Raw genomic sequence first — 22,302 nt, 5'->3', positions numbered from 1 at the left:
GCGGGGTGGCGTACGCACTCGCCGCCGTCGTCTCTTTCTCCCTTACCGCGTGCGGCGGGGGACGCGAGTACGCAGTCCCGGAGCAGGCCTGCGGGATCACCGTGGACCGGACGGCGCTCGACCCGTTCCTGCCTGACGGGGAGGAGATCGAGGTCGTCGGCGGCTCCCTCGTCGAGACGGGTGAGGACACGCGCGGCCACTGCGAGATCCGGGTGGACGGCAAACGGGCCGTGTACCTCCGTGTCGGCAAGGTGGACAAGCTCTACGACCCGATGGACGAGGTGGACGCGTTCCGCTTCACCAACCGGGAGAAGATGAGCGGCCTGCCGTTCCCGGGCGAGGGAGCGCTGGGTGACGCCGCGGCCATGGTGAACACGGGGTGCACGGCACCCGGAGCTGCGTACCTCAGTGTTCTCGTCACAGTCGACGGCACGGCGGACGACGAGGTCGCCGAACGCCGCAAGAACATCGAGGCGTTCACCTTCGACTTCGTGCCGGAGGTGAAGAAGGCCCTCGGCTGCACGGTCTGACGGGTCCGGGTCGCGGAAGTGCCGTCCCCCTCCGCGCGGTGCGGGCACCCGCCGGTGGAGGCCGCCCCCGGCTCCTCGGGGTGAGCGGCCTCCGGCGACCGGGCCTCAGGCCGCTTCCGTGCCCGCCGGGAAGGGCGGGGCGGGCGCCGGCCGGCTTCCCGGGCTGGCCGCGCACGCGACCAGGTCCCGCCGCAGCGCCTCCCACCACAGGTCCTCGCCGTCCGGGCCGGTGAGGAAGTGGGCGGCCGGCAGGCTCCGCGACCGGAGGCGGTCGGTCTCGTCGCGCCAGGCGAGGGTGGAGCCGGCCGGGATCGCCGCGTCCTCGGTGCCGTGGTACAGGAAGACCGGGCACCGCAGGCGCGCGTACGAGGAGGGCCTGAGGTAGCTCTCGCTCGCGTGGAGCTCCGCCCGGATGGCGGGGAGGAAGAGCTCCAGGAACTCCTCCTCGACCTCCAGGTCCGGGCTCATCCCGCCGATCTCGGCCAGCTCCGTGAGGAGTTCCGCGTCGGCCATCGCGCGCCAGCCGATCGGCGGCAGGGGCGTGGCGGGCGCCCGCTGGCTCGCCGCGAACACGGCCTCCACCCGCTTCCCCGCCGCTTCGAGGCGCGCGGCCACGTCGTACGCCACGAGCGCTCCGTAGCTGAGTCCGGCGAACGCGACGCGCCCGCCGGCCGGGAGCTCCGCGCCGAGCGTCCGCAGCACGTGCGCGCTGACGGCGGCGACGTCCGGGAAGGGCTCGTCGAAGAGCCGGCCCTCCCGGCCCGGCAGGTCGGGAAGGACCAGCTCGACGCCGTCGGGCAGGTCGTCCCGCCAGCTCCGGTAACGCCCCATCCCGCCGCCGGCGTGCGGGAAGCACACCAGGGTCAGGGGGTGCGGGCCAGACATGTGACACCTCCGTCGTTCGATGGTTGACCGATCCGGTACGGCACCGGTCGCCGGTACTGGCGCCGTCAGCGCCTCGCGCCGACGGGAGCCGCCGGGCCGATGCAGCTGAGCAGTTCGTTCAGCGCCTCGTAGAAGCCCGTGATCTCGGCGACCTCGTTGTACAGGTACGCGGAGACGCGCAGGATCTCGCCGCCGGCCAGGCCGGTGACCAGGGGCTGCGAGCACATGTGGCCGCTGCGCACCATGTAGCCGTACGAGTCGCTCAGCATGCGGGCGACGTCCCCGGTCGGGACGCCCACGTCCAGGCGGAGGCTCACGAGCCCGATCCGGTCGGTCAGCTCCGCCGGGCCGACGAGGCGGACCCCGGGGCTGGTGAGCGCCCCGCCGACCAGCGCCGCCGCCAGGTCCCGCTCGTGCCGGTGGAGCGCCCCGGGGTCCAGGGCCTCCAGGTACCGGACGGCCGCGCCGGACCCGATGACGGAGGCGATGGCCGGCGTGCCCGCCTCGAAGACGTAGGGCGTGCGCCGGTCGACGCTGCCGTCGAGGTCGACCCAGTCGACCATGCCGCCGCCGACCGCCAGCGGGCGCAGCCCGGCGAGGAGGCGGCTCCGGCCGAAGAGGACGCCCACCCCGGTGGGGCCCAGCATCTTGTGCATGGAGAAGGCGAGGAAGTCGACGTCCAGCTCGCGCACGTTGATCCGCTGGTGGGGCAGGGACTGGGCGGCGTCGAGGACGACGACCGCGTCGGTGGCGGAACGGATCTCGGCGATCAGCTCGGCCACCGGGTGGACGACGCCGGTGACGTTGGAGCAGTGGGTGAGCGCGACCACCTTCGGCCGGCCGCGCAGGAGCTCCCGGAAGTGCTCGCGGTCGAGCCGGCCGTCGGCGTCCACCCGGGTCAGGGCGAGCCGGCCGGCCCGCCGCCACGGCAGCATCTGGGAGTGGTGCGCGTCCATGCAGCCCACGACGTACGCGTCCGGGTCCAGGTCGAGGCCCTGGGCGACGAGGTTGAGGGCCTCGGTGGTGTTGCGGGTGAGGACGACCTCGTTCGCCGAGGCCCCGAGGTGGTTCGCGATCAGGACCCGGGACGCCTCGTAGGAGTCGGACGCCTCCTCGGACAGCCGGTGCTTCCCGCGGTGGATGTTGGCGCCGTTGGTCTCGTAGTACTCGGTGACGGCCCGGATGACGGAGTCCGGCTTGAGGGTCGTGGCCGCGTTGTCCAGGTAGGAGATGCCCTCCCCGTCGATCTTCCGGCGCAGGGCCGGGAAGTCGTCCCGGTGGCTGTGCTGCACGCTCATCACGCACCTTCCGCGGATATCTGGGAGACGCACGGCTGGAACTTGCCGCTGCGCTCGCCGGCGATGTACTCGACGGCCTCGACCCGGACCGGGTTCGGGGCCAGGGCCCCGGTGAGGCGCAGCGCGAGCGCGGCGGTCTCGTCGGGCCGCGCGTCGGCGTTGGGGACGTACCGGAAGGTGCACGCACCGGTCCGGTCCTGCTCCAGCTTGTAGAGGTCGATCCCGGGGGCGTCGCCGACCAGCGCGTCCACGGCGCCCGGGGTGACGGTCCGGCCGTCCGCCAGCCGGATCATGTGGGTGGCCCGGCCCTCGATCCGCACCAGCGGCAGGTCGCTGCCGCAGTCGCAGCGGCCGCCCAGCGGGGTGAAGTGGTCCCCGGTGGCGTAGCGGATGCGCGGCACCAGGCCGTCGTCGACGGTGGTGACGTACAGCTCGCCCGTCTCGCCGTCCGCCACCGGCCTCCCGCCCCGGACGAACTCCACGTGGAAGTCCCGGTCGTTGATGTGCCGGTGGCCGAGGTGGCACTCGAAGCCGAGGTATCCGAGCTCGGACATGCCGATCATGTCGCCGATCGGCAGCTCCGGGCCCATGAACTCCTCGATCTGGCGCCGCGCCACCCGGGTCATGAGGGTGTACCCGCACACCACGTGCAGGCGGCGCGGCGAGGTGATGGTGCGGCCGAGCCGCCGGGCCCACCGGGTCAGGAACGCGAAGTGGGTGGGGTCCACGACCAGCAGGTCGGGCTCGTACAGCTCGATCTCGTCGAGGGCCTTGACGATCTGCCACTCCGGGGTGGCCAGCAGGTCGTGGGCCACGGTCAGCACGAGGGTGCCGTCCGCGAGGATCCGGTCCTCCATGGTCGAGAACCCCGTCGCGCACTCGACGTCCGAGCAGTTCGGCGGTGCGAAGCGGCAGATCTTCGGGCGGCTGCCGGGGCGCCACAGCTCGTCGAAGCGGCGGTTGACGCCGAGGGCGGTCGCCTGCCGGCGCGCCAGGTCGTACGAGAGGATGGCGCTGTTCAGCCGCTCGCCGGAGGTGCCGGAGCTCTGGAAGCGCATCACGTGCGGCGAGTTGAGGGTGTAGCCCCTGGCGAGCACGCCGGCCGGGAAGTTGCGCCGGTAGTGGGACTTCGAGGTCGGCGGAAGCCTCAGGAGGTCCGCCGGTTCCCGGATGTCCGCGGGCAGCAGGCCGTTGGCCTCCATGTGCTTGCGGAAGAACACGGTGTTGTCGAAGGCGTACGCGATCTCTTCCCGCACGGCCTCGAAGACGGTCGGGTCGGTCATGCCATCGCCACCAGGACGGAACGGTCCCCGGAATAAGGGTTCCTGCCGTGCGAGAACTGCTCGTTGTCGACGATCATGACGTCGCCCGCCTCCCAGGGCAGGGCGATCTCCTCGGCCGCGTAGGCCTCCCGGACCCGGGCGAGGTCCGCCGGGTCCAGGGGCGTGCCGTCGCCGTACAGGGCGTTGCGGGGCAGCTCGTCCTCGGCGAACTCGGCGCGCAGCTCGCGCTCGACGTGCCCGGGGAGCGAGCTGACGTGGAAGAGGTGCGCCTGGTTGAACCAGACCCTCTCGCCGGTCGCCCGCGCCGTGAGGGTCGCCTGCACCACGTGGCGGGTGCGCAGCCGTTCGCCGCCCAGCCACTCCGCCTCGATGCCGTGCCGGGCGCAGTAGGCGTCGACCTCGGCGCGGTCCCCGGTCTGGAAGACCTCCTGCCAGCTGAGGTCCATGCCGTGGCCGAAGTTCCGCACGTACATGACGCCGTGCCGCTCGAAGCGCTCCCGGGTGTCCTCCGGGAGGCGGGCGAGGACGCGGGCGCCGTCCGCGACGGGCGTCTCGCCGCCGGTGGCGGCGGGGACGACGCAGGTGAGGAAGAGCGTCGCCGGCCAGGCGTCGGTGTACGACATCTCGTTGTGCTGGGGGATGGTCTGGTCGGCCGGGTACTCGGTCGAGGTGAAGACGTTGCCGTCGACGCGGCGGCGCGGCGTGGAGCGGTTGTCGTAGTCGCGCAGGCCGCCGTCGAGGCCCGTGGCGAGCTCCGCGAGGCCGGCGGCGCCGAGCGGGGCGAAGCCGCGCAGCAGGACGGCGCCGTGCGCGTCGCGCAGCCGGGCCAGGGCGCCGCCCGAGCTCGCCAGCCACTCCCGCGCGTCGAGTCCGGGGACGGTCGGCGTGACGAGGACCGCCCGCGTCCCCCCGGTCAGTGGTGCGGTGCGGACCAGGGTCTCGCCGCTGACCGCGACGGACCTCCGGGTCCGGTTGAAGCGCCCGCTCGGGGCGGTGCCGTCGGTCCGGGTCAACACGCCTCTGCCTCCTTCTTCTCCAGGAGCTGGTCGATGTACGCGGCGAGTTCCGACACGACGGGGAACTCGAAGAGGTTGCGCAGCTTGAACCCCACCTTGAACTCCTCGCGCAGCCGGGCGACCAGCTGGGTGGCGAGCAGCGAGTGGCCGCCGATGTCGAAGAAGTCGTCGTCGGCGCCGACCCGGCCGAGGAGCAGCAGCTGCGCCACGATGCCGGCCACGGCCTTCTCGGTCGGGGTGCGGGGCTCGGTGTACGAGCCGGAGCCCTGGGTGTAGAAGCCCGGTTCGGGCAGCATCGAGGCGTCGATCTTGCCGCTGCCGGTCAGCGGGAAGGCGTCCAGGGCCACGAGGTGGGCGGGCAGCATGAAGTCCGGGAGGCGCTCGGCCAGGTACGGGCGGAGCCACTCCGCGGAGCCGCGCTCGCCCTCGGCGTCGATCAGGTAGCCGACGAGGTGGGCGCCGGTGCTCTCGCCGGCCTCCACGACGAGGCCGCCGGTCACGCGCGGGTGGGTGCGCATGACGGCCTCGATCTCGCCGAGCTCCACGCGGAAGCCGCGGAGCTTGATCTGCCGGTCGACGCGGCCGAGGAACTCGACGGTGCGGTCGGGCAGCAGGCGCGCCTTGTCGCCGGTGCGGTACATCCGCGCCGCCGGGTCGGGGACGAAGGGGTCCGCGACGAATCGTTCCCGCTGCTCCTCGGTCGGGTTCAGGTAGCCCTGGGCCACGGAGGAGCCGCCGATCCACAGCTCGCCGGGGACGCCGGCCGGCAGCGGCCGGCGCTGCGGGTCCAGGACGTAGGCCCGCGCGTGCCGCATCGGGGTGCCGAGCGGGACGCTGGAGGCCAGGGCGGCCAGGTCGTCGTCGGCGGTGGCCGGGCCGCACAGGACGCCGACCGTGGTCTCGGTCGGGCCGTAGTGGTTGTACAGGCGGCAGTCGCCGAGGTAGCCCTTGAACAGGTTGAACCAGCCCCAGCCGAACGGCTCGCCGCCCGCGACCAGCGCCCGGCGCGGCATCAGCCGCTCCGGCGCCTCGGCCACGGTGAACAGGGCCTCCAGGTGCGAGGGCGTGATCTTGAGGAGGTCGTAGCTCTCCGCGGAGAGCAGTTCGGCGAGCGCCTGCGCGTCGGCGGACACCTCCGGGGCGACGACGAGCAGTTCGCCGCCGGTGAGCAGCGGCGGGAACAGGGCCGTGTTGCCGAGGTCGGTGCCCAGGGTGCCCAGCGCGACCGAGGAGACCGGGCCGGTCAGCCCGAGCCGGTCGAGGACGCCGTCGAGGTAGGCGGCGAGCTGCCCGTGGCCGATGAGCACGCCCTTCGGCGTACCGGTGGAGCCCGAGGTGAAGATGACGTACGCGGGGTCGTCGTCGGACGTCGTGACGTCGGGGCGCTCGGCGCCGCGGCCGGCGCAGACCGTCAGCTCCGCGTCGAGGAGGACCGTGTCGCACTCCGGCGGGAGGGCCGGGGCGGTCTCGGCGGTCGCCACGACGAGGCCGTGGCCGATCACGGCGAGGACGGCGGAGCGGCGCTCGGCCGGGAGGGCCGGGTCGATCGGCACGTAGCCGCCGCCGGCCTTGGCGATCGCGAGCATCGCGACGACCGCCAGGTCCGAGCGCTCCAGGCAGAGCCCGACCAGCGCGCCGGGGCGCACCCCGCGTCCGGCGAGTTCGCCGGCGAGCCGGTTGGCGGCCTCGTCTAGCTCGCGGTGGCTCCAGGTGCGGCCGGCCGTCCGCAGGGCCGGGGCGTCCGGGGTGCGCTCCGCGGCCTCCTCGGCCCGCCGGTGCCAGTGCGCGGCCGGCCGGTCCTGCGGCCGGGCCGGGTTGGTGGCCTCGACCAGCTCCCGGGCGGCCCGCTCGTCCAGCATGGCCAGGGCGGGCACGGCGGCGCCGAGGTCGCCGGCCAGGGCCTCCAGGGCGGCCCGCAGGCAGACGAGCAGCGCCTCGGCGCCGCCGTCGGCCATGCCGAGGGTCTGGTGGCGCAGGACGAGGCGGAGCTCGCCGTCCGCGGCGCGCGCCGCCAGGGCGACCTTGTGGGCGTCGTCGGCGGGCTCGATCCACAGGCCGGTGAAGGCCGGCGCGGGGTCCGCGGCGAAGCCGGCGGCGTCGTGGAACGAGAAGCCAGGGAGGCCCGAGGCGTGCCGGGCGGCCGGGTCCACGGCGCTCTCGTCGGCCTGCTCGAAGGTGTCGAGTTCGAGGTCGACCGCGCGCAGCAGGTCGCCGAGCGTCGTCGTGTCGGAGACCGACGCGAGGACCGGTACGGACGTCTCGAACAGGCCGATCGAGCCCTGCACCTCCTGGAAGGGGCGGCGCGCGAGCAGGGCCTCGACCGCCAGGCGCTCCGGGCGGCCGGCGGCGTGCCAGAGGGCGGCGGTCCAGCCGGTCAGCAGGACGGCGGGCAGTCCGCCCGCGCAGTCCTCGCCGAGGCGGCGCAGCCGCTCGGCCAGGGGCGCGGGGACCGTCCACTCCAGGGCGGACCGGTCGGTGTCGTCGGAGAGCAGCTCCAGCGGCAGGTTCAGCGGCGGCAGGGCGGCCAGCTCGGCCTCGCGGTCGGCGGCGAGTTCGCGCTGCCGGGGGCTCGGGGCGCCCTCCTCGGCCTGCCACTGGGCGTAGTCGGCGTACTGGACGATGTCGTCGCGGCTCCAGGGCGAGCCCGCGAGCCGGGTGGCGCAGGCGTCCCGCAGGTCCCGGAGGAAGACCTCGGCCGAGACCGTGTCCATGCTCGCCCGGGGCGCCGACACGATCAGCGAGCGCTGCCCGTCGGTGCCGGTGAAGACGGTCAGGCGGACGGCCTCCGCCCGCTCGTCGCCGGTGCCGGCCTCCGTCGCGCGGGCCTCCTCGCGGACGAGGGCGGCGAACGCGGCGGCGTCGCCGGAGCGCTCCGCGACGAGGACCCGCGGCTCGTCCTCGATGACCATGAGCACGGCGCTGTTCCCGCCGAGGACCTTGCGGTAGGCGGTCCGCAGGCTCTCGTGCGCGGTGACGACGTCCCTCGCCGCGTCGGCGAGCACGCCGGGGTCGAGGGCGGCGGCGAGGGTCACCCCGGCGACCCGGCGGCCGGGCCGGCCGCCCGTGGCCGGGCCGAGGAGGTGCTGCTGCTGCTTCGACAGGCGGAAGCCTTCCCAGGTCTGCGTCATCGGCTCGGCTCCGGTTCGATCCACAACTGCCCCTTGGTGTGCGTGTTCCATGTGTCGACTGCGTCCGGTCCGAGGTACTCGGCGGCGATCTGCCAGAAGCCCGCGTACTCGGCCGGGAGGTTGAGATGGGAGTGGCCGACCTGCTGCGGCATGTGGGCCAGGACGTCGCCGAGCTTCATCCGCAGCAGGTCCAGGAACTCTTCGCGGTCCATCGGGATGTCCTCGCCGGTCCGCCGGTCCTTGAGGGCCGGCTGTCCCGTGGGCCGCATGATGTTGCGGAAGCTCTTGCCGAGCGACGCGTAGTTCATGACGGAGAAGCGGTGGATCATCTCCTCCACGCGGGGGCCGACGAAGCCGCGGACCTCGGCGCGCTTCGCCTCGGGGATGGACTCGACGTTGTCGTTGTGGAGTCCCTCGGTGCCGTAGACGCCGTGGAAAAGGCCCGCGAGGCAGACGTGTTCGCCGGCCTTCATGTCCTGGAGGATGGCGCACGCCCGGAACATGTGGTCCAGGAGCGTCTCGTCCTGGTGCGCGACCTTGTGCAGCCCCAGCCGCAGCAGGTCGTCTCGGTATCGCTCTGCGTCAAGCATTCATTCTTCCTCGGCTGTCTCGGGGCCGCCGGCGCCCGGTGCGGGCGCCGGCGGACGGGTGGTCCTCATCCCTCGTGGGTCCTCGTGCCTGGCTGGTTCTCATGCCTCGCGCACGGGCACCCGCCGTGCCGGGGTCCGCTTCCAGGTCCGCTTCCCGCGGGTCCCGTCGCGGCCCTCCCACAGGTCCTCCAGGGCCCGGTTGATCCGGCTGAGGGGCGTGTCCGGCGCGGTGGACAGCAGCGTCACCAGTGCGTGCAGGCAGTGGGTCAGCCGGCGGACGGTGGCGTCGGAGAAGAGACCGGTGCGGTAGTCGATGCCGCCCTCCATGCCGCCGTCCGCGGTGGCGACCAGGGTGAGCTTGATGTCGTGCACCGAGAGCAGGAACTCCGCCTCCAGCTCCTCGGCGCGCACGCCGGGCACGTCCCACTCGGGCAGCGGCACGTCCTCGAGGAGGAACCAGGTGCGGTACACCGGCGCCGACTCGCCCGCGCGCCGCGCCGGCCGGACGGCCTGGACGACGTGGTCGAACGGCACGTCCTGGTGGGCGTACGCCTCCAGGGCCCGCTCGCGGACCTCCCCCAGCACCTCGGCGAAGGTCGGGTCGCCGGTGAACCGGGTGCGGATCGCGAGGCTGTTGACCAGGAACCCGATCGTGTTCTCCAGCTGCGGATGGGCGCGGTGGCCGGCCGGCACGCCGACGACGACGTCCTGCTGGCGGCACCACCACTGGAGCAGCACCTGCCAGGCGGCCAGGTACCCCATGAACGTGGTCGCCCGCCCGCTCGTGCAGACCTCCCGGAAGGCCGAGGCCACCGCGGGTTCGACCGTGACGGGCGCGCGGCTCCCCTCGATCGCCCCGGAGTCCTCGACCACGCCCTCGGTGGGCAGCGCCAGGACGGGCAGCGCGGCCAGTTCGCGGCGCCAGAAGTCGATCTGCTCCTCGAACGCGCCGGACGCGGCCTGCCGGGCCTCCCACACCGCGACGTCGGCGTAGCCGACGCCGGGCTCGGGCAGCACGGCCCCGGTCCCGCTCCGGTACAGCGCGCCGATCTCGCGGACCATGATCGAGGTGGACCAGGCGTCCCACACGATGTGGTGCACGGACACGACCAGGACGTGCCGCTCCGGTCCTTCCCGCAGCAGCCGGACCCGGAAGTGCGGGCCGCCGGAGAGGTCGAAGGGCGTACGGGTCTCCTCGGCGATCACCCGCTCGGGCGCCAGCTTCTCCGGGTCGTCGGCCACGTCGGCGAGCTGGAAGTCCAGCGCCTTGCCGGAGCCCGGGACCTGGCGCGGGCCGTCCCCGGCCGCCTCGAAGGTCAGCGACAGGACGTCGTGCCGCTCCACGAAGAGCTCGAACGCCCGGCGCAGGGCCTCGACGTCCAGCGGGCCGGTGAGGCGGAACGGCTGGACCAGGTTGTACGTGGTGCTGCCGGGGGAGAGCTGCTCGTGGAACCAGAGCCGCGACTGGGCGGCGGTCAGCGGGACCGGCCCGGTGCCGTCGGGCCGGCGGACCGGCCCGTCCTGGGCGTCCGCCCCGGCACCGTCCCGTACGGCGTCGATCGCCCCGGCGATCCGTTCCAGCGTCGGGTTGTCGAAGATGACGCGGATCGGGATCTCGACGCCGAGCGCCTTGCGCAGGTGCACGACCGTGCGCATGGCGGTCAGCGAGTCGCCGCCGAGCTCGAAGAAGTGGTCCTGCCGGCCGACGCGCTCGACCTTGAGCATCTCGGCCCACACCCCGGCGACGGTCCGCTCGACGTCCGAGGCCGGCGGCTGGTACGCGGCGGCCTCGGCCGGCTCGTCCGGCACGACCAGGGCCTTGCGGTCGACCTTGCCGTTGGCGGTGAGCGGCAGTTCGGGGAGCGCGAGGACGGTCTCGGGCACCATGTAGCCGGGCAGCTTGGCGCCGAGGAACTCCCGTACGTCCGCCGGGACCGGCCTGCCCTCCTCCGGGACGACGAACGCGATCAGCCGCTTGGCGCCCTGCGGCCGGCCGTGGACGACGGCCACGGCGCCCCGGACTCCGGGGTGCTGGAGCAGCGCCGTCTCGATCTCGCCCAGCTCGATCCGGTAGCCCTGGATCTTGACCTGGAAGTCCTCGCGCCCGAGGAACTCGATCTCGCCGCTGGGCAGGAACCGGCCCAGGTCGCCCGTCCGGTACAGGCGCTCGCCCGTCACCGGGTGGCGCACGAAGCTCGCGGCGGTCTTCGCCTCGTCGCGGAGGTAGCCCTCGGCCAGGCCGACGCCGCCGATGTAGAGCCGGCCGGGGACGCCGGTCGGGCGCGGCAGGAAGTTCTCGTCGAGGACGTGGAAGGTCTGGTTGCGCATCGGGGAGCCGTACGGGATGGACGGCCAGTCCGCCGGCACCTCCCCGACGGGGTGCAGGATCGACCAGATGGACGCCTCCGTCGCACCGCCGAGGCTGACGATCTCCGGCGTGCCCAGGGTGCGCCGGACGCGCTCCGGCAGGGTGACGGGGAACCAGTCGCCGCTGAGCATCACCAGGCGCAGCGCGTCGCTGGTCGTCCCGCTCACCGTCATGTGCTCGACCAGCAGCTCCATCAGCGCCGGTACGGAGTTCCACAGGGTGACGCCGGCCCGTTCGGCCAGCTCCAGCCAGACCGCGGGGTCGCGGTGCGCGGCCGGGTCGGGGACCACGACGGCGCCTCCGACGGCCAGCGGGCCGAAGACGTCGTACACCGACAGGTCGAAGCTCAGGGACGACAGGGCGAGCGTCCGGTCGTCGGGGCCGACCGAGAAGCGGTCGTTGACGTCCACGACCGTGTTGAGGGCGCCGCGGTGGCTGATCATCACGCCCTTGGGCACTCCGGTCGAACCGGAGGTGAAGATCACGTAGGCGAGGTCCCCGGGGGTCGTGGCGGGCCGGGCGGCCGGCTCCGGGCCCGGGTCGGACGGCAGCCCGTCCACGGCGAACACCGTGCCGTCCGGGCCCAGCGGGCCGGACATCCGGCCGGCGATCCAGGACTGGGTCAGCACCGCGCGGACCCTGCCCTGTTCGAGCAGGAAGCGGACGCGCTCCTCGGGCAGCTCCGCGTCGACCGGCAGGTACGCCGCGCCCGACGCCAGGATGCCGAGGACCGCGGCGCTCTGCTCCCAGCCCTTCTCCATGACCACGGCGACCAGGTCGTTCGGCCGGACGTCCAGTGCGGTCAGGCGGGCGGCGATCACCCGGGCGCGGCCCGCGAGTTCGCCGTAGCTCAGGGTCCGGTCGCGGGTGATCACGGCCGGGCGGTCCGGGGTGCGCCCGGCGCGGGCGAAGAACGGCTCGTGGAGCAGGCCGTCCGGCAGGTGCCCGTCCGTCCGGTTGTACGCCTCGCGGTGCCGCGCGTCCTCGGCCGGCAGCAGCGACGGCAGCGGCAGGCCCCAGCACTCGTCGGACTCGGCCAGCCACCGCAGCAGCTCCAGCGTGGCCCCGTGGACCGAGGCGACCAGACCCGCCGGGAACAGCTCGTCGACCGCGTCGATGTCCAGGACCAGGTCGCCGTCCTGCTCGAAGACCTGGGCGTCGATCCACACCTGGGGCGTCTGGGAGATGCTGAACACCTCCTCGCCGAGCCCGGTGTCCTGGCCGTGGTCGAGGAAGAGACTGGTGAACACCGCCGGCATGGCCGCCTCGGGGCGCACCCGCTTCAGCTCGCGCAGCACCCGGACGCCGCTGAAGAGGCGGTGGTCGATGTCGGTCAGCAGTTGGTCCCGGACCGCGCGGGCGCGCTCGGCGAAGGTGTCGCCCGCGGTGGTGTCGACCTCCAGCAGGGTCACCGAGGTGAAGTCGCCGACGACGGCGTCGACGCCCGGGTGGAGCGGAAGCCGGTTGGCCATGGGCAGGTTGAGGGTGAACCTGCGGTGCGTGGCCCAGGTCGCCATGGCCTCGCCGTACGCGGCGACGAGCAGCGCCGTGGGCGTGATGCCGCGCCGGGCGGCCGCCGCCTTGACCCGGTCCCAGCGCTCCTTGTCCAGGGTGCCGCCGACCCGGCTGAAGCGGGGCGTGTCGATGGTGCGGGGGTCGCGGGCCAGCGGCAGGTCGGGGGCGGGGGCGAAGTCCGGCAGCCGTTCGCGCCAGTACGCCTCCGCGCGCCGGTACAGCCCGGTCTCCTCCAGGCTCCGTTCGGCGAGGACGTAGTCGCGGAAGGAGAGCGCGGGCTCGGGCAGTTCGGCGTCCGGGTCGCGGTAGAGCGCGGAGAGCTCGCCGAGCAGCAGGTTCGAGCTGCGGGCGTCGGTGATCAGGCCGTCGATGCTGTAGTGCAGCCGGGTGCGGTCGCCGTCCATGCGGCTGGCGCGCAGCTCGAACAGGGGCCACCGCTCGGGCGCGAAGACCTGGTGGGACATGGCGTCGCGGGTGGCCTCCAGGGCCGCCGTCGCCTCGTCGCCGGGCAGCCCGCGCAGGTCCTGGGTCTCGATGACGTAGTCGGGGACCTCGGGGAGGATCCGCTGCTCGCCCTGCGGCAGCACGATCGCCCGCAGCATGCCGTGGCGCCGGATCAGCCGGCGGAACGCCCGCTCAAGCCGGGGCAGGTCGAGGCCGGTCGCCTCGAACTCCTCGTAACCGTGCATGCCGACGTTGCCGATGTCGAAGACGCCGGTGCGGCCGATCCAGTAGGCCTGCTGCACGTCGGTCAGCGGGAAGGGCTCCGCCTCGGCGGCGGGGTCGGGCGTGATGACCGGCAGCGCCTCCGGCGCGCCGGCCTCCGTGCCGGCCCGCGCGGCGTCCACGGCGCGGGCCAGGCCGCGGACCGTCGGCCGCCCGATGAAGTCGCGCAGGGAGATCTCGACGCCGAAGAGGCCGCGGATCCGGGTGACCAGCTGGGTGGCGAGCAGCGAGTGGCCGCCCAGCTCGAAGAAGCCGTCCTCCGGTCCGACGGACGCGAGACCGAGGAGGTCGGTGAAGACCGCGGCGACCTCGCGCTCGGTCGGGTCGGTGAGGGCGGGGGCGTTGTGTGGCGCCTGCGCGGCGGCCGGGGCTTCCTCGGTCGCCGTCTCCTCCGTGGCGGTTCCGGCGCCGGGGGTTCCGTGGCCGCATCCGCAGCCGCCGGGGGCCGTGGCGCGCGGCGGATCGACCCAGCACCGCTCCCGCTCGAAGGGGTAGGTGGGCAGGACGGTGCGCAGCGGCCGGGCCTCGCCGGACAGGGCCGCCCAGTCCACCGGGACGCCCTCGCACCAGAGCTGCCCGACGGCCCGCGGCAGGTCCGGCGCGTCCGGGGCGTCCGGACCGGCCGTGGTCGGCAGCGACGCGACGGCGTCGATCCCGGCGGCGCGGGCCAGCCGCGTGAGCACCTGGCCGGGACCGGCCTCCAGGAGGACGGCCCCGGTGTCGCGGACGGCCGCCAGGGCGTCGTCGAAGCGGACCGTGGCGCGGATCTGGCGCGCCCAGTACGCCGGGCTCGTGGCCTCCTCGTCGGTGATCCAGGTGCCGGTCACGTTCGACACGAACGGGACGCGCGGCGGCGCGAGTTCGATCCGGGCGGCCTCGTCGGCGAAGGCGGCGGCCGCCCCGTCCATGAGCCGCGAGTGGAAGGCGTGGGAGGTCCGCAGCCGCTTCGAGACGACGCCGCGCCCGGCGAGCCGCGCCTCGAAGGCCGCGACGGCCTCCTCGGTGCCGGCCACCACGCACTCGCGCGGCCCGTTGACGGCGGCCAGGTCCAGTCCGTCGGGCAGCTCCGCGAGCTCGCCCTCCGGCAGCGGGACGGCGGTCATCGCCCCGGTCGGCGCGGCCTGCATCAGCCGGCCGCGCGCGGCGACCAGGCGCAGCGCATCCTCCAGGGACATCACGCCGGCCAGGCAGGCGGCCACCAGCTCGCCCACGCTGTGCCCGACCATCGCCGTGGGGCGGACGCCCCACGACTCCCAGAGCCGCGCCAGCGCGTACTCCAGGACGAAGAGCGCCGGCTGCGCCAGCGAGGTCTCGTGCACCGCGGCCCCGTCCTCGGGCGACCGCCCGCCGAGCCCGAGCACCGACCGTACGTCGACGCCGGCCAGCGACAGGAGCAGGGACGCGGCCCGGTCGGCCTCCGCCCGGAACACCGCCTCCCGCGCGTACACGGCGCGGGCCATGCCCGCGCGCTGGGCGCCCTGCCCGGGGAAGGCGAGGACGGTCGCCCGGTCCCGGGGCTTGTCGCCCGTGCCGTGGGCGGTCAGGAGCCCGGCGTCCAGCGCCTCGACGGCCTCGGCGACGCCGCCCGCGACGACGTAACCGCGCCGGGGGAGCTGCCGGCGGCCGTGCCGCAGGGTGTGCGCCACGTCCTCGACGCGCTCCTCCGGGTGCGCCCGCAGGTGCTCGGCGAGCCGGGCGGCGGACGCCGCGAGCGCGGTGGGGGTGGCGGCGGACAGGGGCAGCACGTGCCGGACGCCGTCCTCGGTGCGCGGGGCGCGCGGCGCCCGGGCGGGCGCCTCCTCCAGGACGACGTGGGCGTTGGTGCCGCCGATGCCGAAGGAGCTCACGCCCGCGCGCAGGCGCTCGCCCCGCCACGGGGACAGCTCCGTGTTGACGTAGAACGGGCTGTCTTCCAGGCCCAGTTCGGGGTTGGGGCGCTCGAAGTGCAGCGAGGGCGGCAGCTGCCTGGCCTTGAGCGCGAGGACCACCTTGACGAGGCCGACCACGCCGGCCGCCGTGTCCAGGTGCCCGACGTTGGTCTTGACCGAGCCGAGGGCGCAGCTCCCGGCCGGCCCGCCGTCGAAGACGCGCTTGAGCGCGGCGACCTCGACGGGGTCGCCGAGGGCCGTGCCGGTGCCGTGGGCCTCCACGTACGAGACGGTGGACGGCTCCACGTCGGCGACGGCCAGGGCCTCCGTGATCACGTCGGCCTGGCCCTCGACGCTCGGCGCGGTGAAGCCGACCTTGCGCGCGCCGTCGTTGTTGACGGCGGAGCCGCGGATCACCGCGTGGATCACGTCGCCGTCGGCGAGGGCGTCCTCGAGACGCTTGAGCACCACGACGGCGGCGCCGCTGCCGGCGACGGTGCCGTCCGCGGCAGCGTCGAAGGCCCGGCAGTGCCCGTCGGACGACTTGATGCCGCCCGGCTCGTGGCGGTAGCCGCGGCGCTCCGGGATCACGGTGGCGCCGCCGGCGAGCGCCACGTCGCACTCGCCGCCGTTCAGGGCCTGGCAGGCGGTGTGGACGGCGACGAGCGAGGTCGAGCAGCCGGTCTGGACGCTGACGCTGGGCCCGCGCAGGTCGAGCTTGAAGGAGATCCGCGTCGGCACGAAGTCCTTGTCGTTGCCGAGCGAGGTCTGGAACTCGCCGACCCGGGCCACCAGGTCGCCGTTCGGCAGCAGGTTGCGGTGCAGGTAGGCGCTCTCGCCGACGCCCGCGTAGACGCCGGTGACCAGGTCCGTCCCCTCCACGGGGCCGCCCGCGTGCTCCAGGGCCTCCCAGGCGCACTCGAGGAGCAGCCGGTGCTGCGGGTCGAGCATCTGGGCCTCGCGCGGCGAGAAGCCGAAGAAGGCGGCGTCGAAGCCCTCCACGTCCGCGAGCACGCCGAGCCGGCGCACGTAGTCCGGGCGGGCGGCCTCGTCGGGCGCGACGCCGGCGGCGAGGAGTTCCCCGTCGGTGAACGTGCTGATCGACTCGACGCCGCCGGCCAGGTTCCGCCAGAAGGCCTCCGGGGTGTCCGCCCCGGGACATCGCAGGGCCATGCCCACGACGGCGACCGCGCCCGCGGGCGCCGCGCCTTCGTCCGTGATCTCGTTCGTCATTCCTGTCTCCAAGGTTTCGGACGTCACCGCGTGGTCCTCCGCGGTGTCCGTGCGCGTGTGTGCGCCTTGCGTGCGGCGGCCCGGCGGCGCCCCGCGTCCCCGGTCGCGGCGGGGTCCTCCTCGCCCTCGGCGAGGTGCCGGGCCAGGCTCCGGACGGTGGGGTGTGCGAACAGGTCCACCACGGGGATCTGCCGTCCGAGCCGTTCGGTCAGCCGGGCCTGCACGCGCAGCAGGAGCAGCGAGTGGCCGCCGGCCTCGAAGAAGTTGTCCTCCGCGCCCACCTCGTCCACCGCCAGGACCTCGGCCCAGACGGCGGCCACGAGGCGTTCCGCCTCGCCCCGGAGCGGGGCGCGCGCGGTGCCGCCCTGCGTCGCGGGCGCGGGCAGGGCGCGCCGGTCGGTCTTGCCGCGCTCGCCGCGCGGCAGCGCGTCCATCAGGACGAGCGCGGCGGGCAGCATGTACTCCGGCAGCCTCCGGGCGAGGTGCTCGCGCAGCTCGGCGTCGGTGACGGGCCCGGAAAGGGCGGCGTAGCCGACCAGGAGGGGCTTGCCGGGCACGTCCTCGCGGAGCAGCGCCGCCGCGTCCCGGACCCGGGGGTGCGCGGTCAGGGCGGCCTCGATCTCGCCGAGCTCGATCCGGAAGCCGCGCAGTTTCACCTGGTGGTCGGTGCGGCCCAGGAATTCGAGGGTGCCGTCGGCGGTCGCGCGGACCCGGTCGCCCGTGGCGTACATGCGCTCGCCCGGCGGCCCCCAGGGGTCGGGCGGGAAGGCGGCGGCCGTCCGCCCGGGGTCCCCCAGGTATCCCTGGGACACGCCGGGGCCGGCGAGGAACAGGTCGCCGTGGACGCCGCGCGGGACCGGCCGCAGCCGCTCGTCGAGGACGTACGCGCGGACGCCGGGCAGCGGCCTGCCGATGGGCACGGTCGTGCCGCCGCCCGGCTCCCCGGGTGCCGGTTCGTACAGCGTGGCCGTGATGGTGGTCTCCGTCGGGCCGTACGCGTTGATCCAGCGCACCCCGGGGGGCGCGGCGGCCCGCCACTCGGCGAGCCGTCCGGCGTCGACCCGTTCGCTGCCGACCACGACGAGCCGCAGCCCGGGGCAGTCGGTCACCGGGTGCCGGTCGAGGACGGCGACCCACTCGTGCCAGTACGAGGCGGGGAGGTTGAGCACGGTCAGCCGGTCCCGCCGGGCCAGGCCGGTGAGCTCCGCGATCCCCGGCACCGGGCCGGCCGGGAGCAGCACCACGTGGCCGCCCCGGATCAGGGTGCCGAACAGCTCCTCGGCGGCCACGTCGAAGCCGAGGGAGGCGAACTGGAGGACCCGGTCGTCCGGGTGCAGGCCGTACCGGTCGGCGACGGCCCCCAGCGTGTGGGCGAGGTTGGCCTGGCTGACGCACACGCCCTTGGGGGCGCCGGTGGTCCCGGAGGTGTAGAGGACGTAGGCCGTGGCCCCCGGGGGGACGGCGGGGAGCCCGGCGGCGTCCCCGGCCGGGTCGGTGGTGCCGTCCCGGGAGTCCCCGGCGTCTGCGGCGTCTCCGGCGGGGCCGTGCAGGGCCTCCTCGACGGTGAGGAACGGGACGGTGCCGCCCGCCCGTCCGGCGGTCGCGGCGGACCCCAGGACCAGGGCGGCCTCCGCGTCGGCGACCACCCGGTCGAGCCGGTCCCGTGGCGCCCCGGCGTCGACCGGGACGTAGGCGGCGCCGGTCTTCATGACCCCGATCAGCGCGGCCGGCCAGGCGAGGGAGCGCTCCAGGCACACCACGACGCGGCTGCCCGGCCCGACGCCGAGGGCGCGCAGGCGGCGGGCGATCCGGTCGGAGCGGGCGGCCAGTTCGGCGTGGGTCAGCGACCGCCCGTCCTGGCTGACGGCGGTCCGCCCGCCCCAGCGCGCGGACGCGTCGGCGAGGAGGTCCAGCAGCGTGCCCGGGGTGTCGGCGGCGCCGGTGCCGGGGCCGCCGACGAGGGTCTCCAGCTCGGCCCCGCCGAGCATCGACAGGGCGTGCAGCGGGGTCTCCGGCGCGGCCAGGGCGGCTTCCAGGAGGGTGGTGAAGTGCCCCGCGAACCGTTCCACGGTCGCCCGGTCGAACAGGTCGACGTCGTACTCGATCGCGCCGCGCAGCTCCCCCGACTCCAGGGAGGACTCCTCCCAGACCAGGGTCAGGTCGAACTTCGCGACCGAGGCGGCGGGTTCGCTGACCGTCATGGCGAGGTCCGGCGCGACCGGCACCTCCCGGGGCACGTCCTGCATCGCCATCATCACCTGGAACAGCGGCGTCCGGCCCGGGTCGCGGGGCGGCCGGACGGCCTCCACGACGTGCTCGAACGGCACGTCCTGGTGCTCGAAGGCGCTCAGGACGCCCTCGCGGACCGCGGCGAGGAACTCGGCGAAGGTCTGCTCCTCGTCCCAGCGGGAGCGGAGCACCAGGGTGTTCACGAAGAAGCCGATCAGGTCCTCGACCTCCGGGCGGGTCCGGCCCGACACCGGGGTGCCGACGCTGACGTCCCGCACCCCGGCGTACCGGCCGAGGAGCAGCGAGAAGACCGCGAGCAGGGTCATGAACCGGGTCGTCCCGAGCCGGGTGCCCACCTCGCCGAGCCGGGCGGTCACCTTGGCCGGGAGCCGCACCGGGACGGTGTCGCCGGCGTGCCGGGGGAGGGCCGGGCGGGGCCGGTCGGCGGGCAGGTCGAGGACGGGGGGCGCGCCGGCCAGGCAGTCGCGCCAGTACCCGAGCTGTACGTCGCGGACCGGGCCGTCCAGGAGGGCGCGCTGCCAGGCGGTGTAGTCCGGGTACTGCACCGGGAGCGGCGGCAGCGGGGCGGCCCCGCCGTCGAGCGCGGCCCGGTACAGGGCGGTGAGGTCCCGCAGGAGCACGCCGACCGACCAGCCGTCGGAGACGGCGTGGTGCAGGGTGACCAGGAGGACCGCGTGCCGCGCGTCCAGGCGCAGCAGGCGGAAGCGGGCGAGCGGCCCGGCGGAGAGGTCGAAGGGCAGCGCCGCCTCGGCCCAGGCGCGCTCCTCGGCGGCCGCGGCCCGTTCGGGCCCGGGAAGCCGGCCGAGGTCCTCGGCGGTCCAGGCCGGTTCGCCGGCCGGGTCGACCGTCTGCACGGGGTCGCCGCCGTCCGTGGCGGTCAGCCGGGTGCGCAGCGAGGCGTGCCGCCGCACCAGCTCCCGCACCGCGGCGCGCAGGGCGTCCGGGTCGAGGTCGCCGGTCAGGGTCAGGGCCAGGGGGACGTTGTACAGCGGGCCGCCTGAGGTCAGCCGGTCGAGGAACCACAGGCGCCGCTGGGCGAAGGACAGCGGCTGGGGCGCGGGGCCGGCGGGGAGCAGCGGCGGGGCGGTCCGGGCGGACCCGGCCGCCGCGGCGCGCCGCGCGAAGGCGGACACCGTGGGCGCCTCGAACACGCTCCGCGGGCCGATGTCGGCCCCGAGCCCGGCCGCGACCCGGCCGGCGGCCTGCGCCGCCAGCAGGGAGTTCCCGCCGAGCGCGAAGAAGTCGTCGTCCGCGGAGAGTTCCGCCCGCCCCAGCAGCTCCGACCAGACCCGGGCGACCAGCTTCTCGGTCGCGCCCCGGGGCGGCACGAAGGCGCGGGACCGGGCCTCGTCGTCGCCCGTCGGCTCGGGGAGCGCCGCGAGGTCGGCCTTGCCGTTCGGCGTCACGGGCAGCTCGTCGAGGCTCACGTACCAGACGGGGACCAGCGCGGCGGGCAGCCGCTCGGCCGCGAAGGAGCGCAGGGCGCGCGGCTCGGCCCGCTCCCCGTCCGCCGGGACGACGTAGGCGGCCAGCGCCCGCCGGTCGTCCTCGCCCCTCGGGACGACGACCGCCTCCCGGACGCCGGGGTGGTCGCGGAGCACGGCCGCGATCTCCCCGGGCTCGATGCGGACGCCGCGGATCTTCACCTGGGCGTCGGCGCGGCCGAGGTACTCCAGGGTGCCGTCGGCGCGCCAGCGGGCGATGTCCCCGGTGCGGTAGAGGCGTTCGCCGGTGCCGAACGGGCTCGGTACGAACCGTTCCGCGGTCAGGCCGGGCCGGCCGGTGTAGCCGCGGGCCAGGCCCGGTCCGCCGATGTGCAGCTCGCCGGGCAGTCCGACGCCGGCGTGCCGGCCGCGCCGGTCGAGGACGTACAGCTCGGTGCCGGTGATCGGCCGGCCGATCGGGATCCGGTCCTCCGGGGCCGGGTCGCCGACGTCGTGGCGGCTCGCGATGGTGGTGCCCTCGGTCGGGCCGTAGGCGTTGACGAGGCGTACGCCGGGGGCGGCCCGCCGCACCGCGCGCACCCGGCGCACGTCGGCGGCCTCACCGCCGAAGAAGAGCGTGCGCAGCGGTGCGAACATGCCCGGGTCGGCGTCGGCGCACTTGTGGAAGACGGCCGTGGTGAGCAGCATCGACGTGATGCCGTCGGTCTCGACGCGGCGGCGGAGGGCTGCGGGGTCGAGGACCTCGTGCTTGGGGACGCCCACCAGCCGGGCGCCGTTCAGGAGCGCCCCCCAGATCTCGAAGGTGGCGGCGTCGAACGAGGTGTTGGCGACCTGGCCCACCACGTCGGAGGGGCCCCAGTCCAGGTAGTCGGTCCCGCACACCAGGCGCACGATCCCGCGGTGGGTGATGGCGACGCCCTTCGGGCGGCCGGTCGAGCCCGAGGTGTAGAGCACGCACGCCCGCTGCTCGGGGTGCGGGCGCGCGGGCCGGCCCGGGGGGCCGCCGGGCCCCGCCTCCGGCGCGTCCCACGCCTCCAGTTCGTCGAGCCGGACCACCGCGACCCCGTCGCCGAAGGCGACCTCCCGGTCGGCGATCACCAGGCGGGTCCGGCTGTCCTCCACCATGTGGGCCAGCCGGGCGTGGGGGTGGCCCGGGTCGAGCGGTACGTACGCCGCGCCGGCCGTCAGCACCGCGAGCATCGCGACGACCAGCGCCGACGAGGCCTCGACGGCCAGTCCGACGGTGTCCTCGGGGCGCACCCCGCGGGCCAGCAGGGCGTCCGCCGCCCGTTCCGCGCGGGCGCGGAGCCCGGCGTGGGTCAGGGTGCCGTCCGGGAACACCAGGGCCACGGAGTCGGGGTCCGCCGCCGGGTGGTCGAGGAGCGCCTCGACCACGCTGCGGGGGGCGGTGGCCCGGGCCGGCGCGGTGCCCCAGGCCGTGAGCAGCGCCCGCTCCTCGGGCGTGGTGTGCCCGAGGGCGTGGAGCGGCGAGCCGGGGGCGGCCAGGGCGGCTTCCAGCAGGGTCGCGAACTGCGCGGCGAACCGTTCGGGGGTGGCGCGGTCGAACAGCGCGGGGTCGTACGCGAGGGTGCCGGACCGGATGCCGTCGGCGGCGGGCGCGTCCCAGAGCAGCGCCAGGTCGGCGAGCGGCGCGGGGCCGGCGCCCCGGGGGCCGGTCAGGGTCCGGAACGGCGTGGGGGTGTGGGGGGAGTCGTCCGGACGGGGCGGCGGGGTGTCGGCGGATTCCGCCAGGGTGTCGCGTACGGCGGCGACGAGGTCGGCGAAGGTGTGGGCCTCGTCCACGTGCGCGTGCAGGGGGGAGGGGGTGGTCGGGGCCTCCGGGCCCTCCGGAGCCGTGATCCCGACGACGACGTCGGCCGTGCCCGAGTAGCGGCTGAGGAGCAGCGCGAACACGGTCGTCAGGACCGTGAACCGGTCGGTGCCGAGGGTGTCGGCGACCCGGTCCAGGCGCTCCGCGACCGGTCCGTCGAGCGGGACCGTCACCGAGTCGCGCGCCGCGCGGCTCCCGGCGGTCCGCCGGCGGTCGGTGGGGAGCCCGGGCGCGGACGGCTCGTCGGGGAGCCGGTCCCGCACGGATGCGATGGCCGCCACGTCGGGTTCCTCCTTCGAAGGGGGTGGCACGGAAGGGTCGGGATCGGACAGGGGC

The 22,302-nt window shown here is 75.2% G+C and carries 9 protein-coding genes; 1 reads left to right on the top strand and 8 read right to left on the bottom strand.

Going from position 1 to position 22,302, the window contains the following annotated elements:
* The first annotated feature begins 5 nt into the window (after positions 1 to 5).
* Positions 6 to 530, top strand: coding sequence for a hypothetical protein (locus tag CP977_RS14715; RefSeq protein WP_152370242.1), 525 nt, complete (start codon positions 6 to 8; stop codon positions 528 to 530).
* Positions 531 to 635: 105 nt separating this feature from the next.
* On the opposite strand, the gene CP977_RS14710 is transcribed toward CP977_RS14715, so the two are convergent.
* The 8 genes from CP977_RS14710 to CP977_RS14675 all read right to left on the bottom strand — a co-directional run bounded on the left by CP977_RS14710 (position 636) and on the right by CP977_RS14675 (position 22,247).
* Positions 636 to 1,415 (bottom strand): thioesterase II family protein, encoded by a 780-nt coding sequence (locus CP977_RS14710; RefSeq protein ID WP_152370241.1) that lies wholly within the window; start codon positions 1,413 to 1,415, stop codon positions 636 to 638.
* Between the two features lie 65 nt (positions 1,416 to 1,480).
* Complete coding sequence (locus tag CP977_RS14705; RefSeq protein ID WP_062754663.1) at positions 1,481 to 2,713, bottom strand: aminotransferase class V-fold PLP-dependent enzyme; 1,233 nt, start codon at positions 2,711 to 2,713, stop codon at positions 1,481 to 1,483.
* The gene (locus CP977_RS14700) at positions 2,713 to 3,996 is read right to left on the bottom strand and encodes a phenylacetate--CoA ligase family protein (protein WP_152370240.1); all 1,284 of its coding nucleotides are present in this window, start codon (positions 3,994 to 3,996) and stop codon (positions 2,713 to 2,715) included. Before CP977_RS14700 ends, CP977_RS14705 begins: the two co-directional genes overlap by 1 nt.
* Positions 3,993 to 5,012 (bottom strand): TauD/TfdA family dioxygenase, encoded by a 1,020-nt coding sequence (locus tag CP977_RS14695; protein WP_229991642.1) that lies wholly within the window; start codon positions 5,010 to 5,012, stop codon positions 3,993 to 3,995. The genes CP977_RS14700 and CP977_RS14695 overlap by 4 nt, the downstream gene beginning before the upstream one ends.
* Positions 5,006 to 8,140: a non-ribosomal peptide synthetase gene (locus CP977_RS14690; RefSeq protein ID WP_208420701.1), complete on the bottom strand. Its 3,135-nt coding sequence runs from the start codon at positions 8,138 to 8,140 to the stop codon at positions 5,006 to 5,008. Before CP977_RS14690 ends, CP977_RS14695 begins: the two co-directional genes overlap by 7 nt.
* Positions 8,137 to 8,730, bottom strand: a complete 594-nt coding sequence (locus CP977_RS14685) for a DUF6817 domain-containing protein (protein ID WP_062754669.1) — start codon at positions 8,728 to 8,730, stop codon at positions 8,137 to 8,139. Before CP977_RS14685 ends, CP977_RS14690 begins: the two co-directional genes overlap by 4 nt.
* A 99-nt stretch (positions 8,731 to 8,829) precedes the next feature.
* On the bottom strand, positions 8,830 to 16,440 hold the full coding sequence (locus CP977_RS14680) for a non-ribosomal peptide synthetase/type I polyketide synthase (protein WP_152370238.1): 7,611 nt from the start codon (positions 16,438 to 16,440) through the stop codon (positions 8,830 to 8,832).
* A 23-nt stretch (positions 16,441 to 16,463) separates the two neighbouring features.
* A complete protein-coding gene (locus CP977_RS14675; RefSeq protein ID WP_167308924.1) occupies positions 16,464 to 22,247 on the bottom strand; it encodes a non-ribosomal peptide synthetase in 5,784 nt (1,927 codons plus the stop codon).
* Positions 22,248 to 22,302: the final 55 nt, after the last annotated feature.

The organism is Streptomyces cinereoruber, from assembly GCF_009299385.1.
Lineage (GTDB): Bacteria > Actinomycetota > Actinomycetes > Streptomycetales > Streptomycetaceae > Streptomyces > Streptomyces bikiniensis.
The sequence above is the reverse complement of the archived record's forward strand: the minus strand, read 5'-3'. Positions and strand labels throughout refer to the sequence as shown.

Excerpts from the sequence above, each read along its gene's own strand:
- CP977_RS14690 (WP_208420701.1), bottom strand. The coding sequence starts at position 8,140 with ATGACGCAGACCTGGGAAGGCTTCCGCCTGTCGAAGCAGCAGCAGCAC.
- CP977_RS14705 (WP_062754663.1), bottom strand. The coding sequence starts at position 2,713 with ATGAGCGTGCAGCACAGCCACCGGGACGACTTCCCGGCCCTGCGCCGG.
- CP977_RS14685 (WP_062754669.1), bottom strand. The coding sequence starts at position 8,730 with ATGCTTGACGCAGAGCGATACCGAGACGACCTGCTGCGGCTGGGGCTG.
- CP977_RS14710 (WP_152370241.1), bottom strand. The coding sequence starts at position 1,415 with ATGTCTGGCCCGCACCCCCTGACCCTGGTGTGCTTCCCGCACGCCGGC.
- CP977_RS14700 (WP_152370240.1), bottom strand. The coding sequence starts at position 3,996 with ATGACCGACCCGACCGTCTTCGAGGCCGTGCGGGAAGAGATCGCGTAC.
- CP977_RS14680 (WP_152370238.1), bottom strand. The coding sequence starts at position 16,440 with ATGACGAACGAGATCACGGACGAAGGCGCGGCGCCCGCGGGCGCGGTC.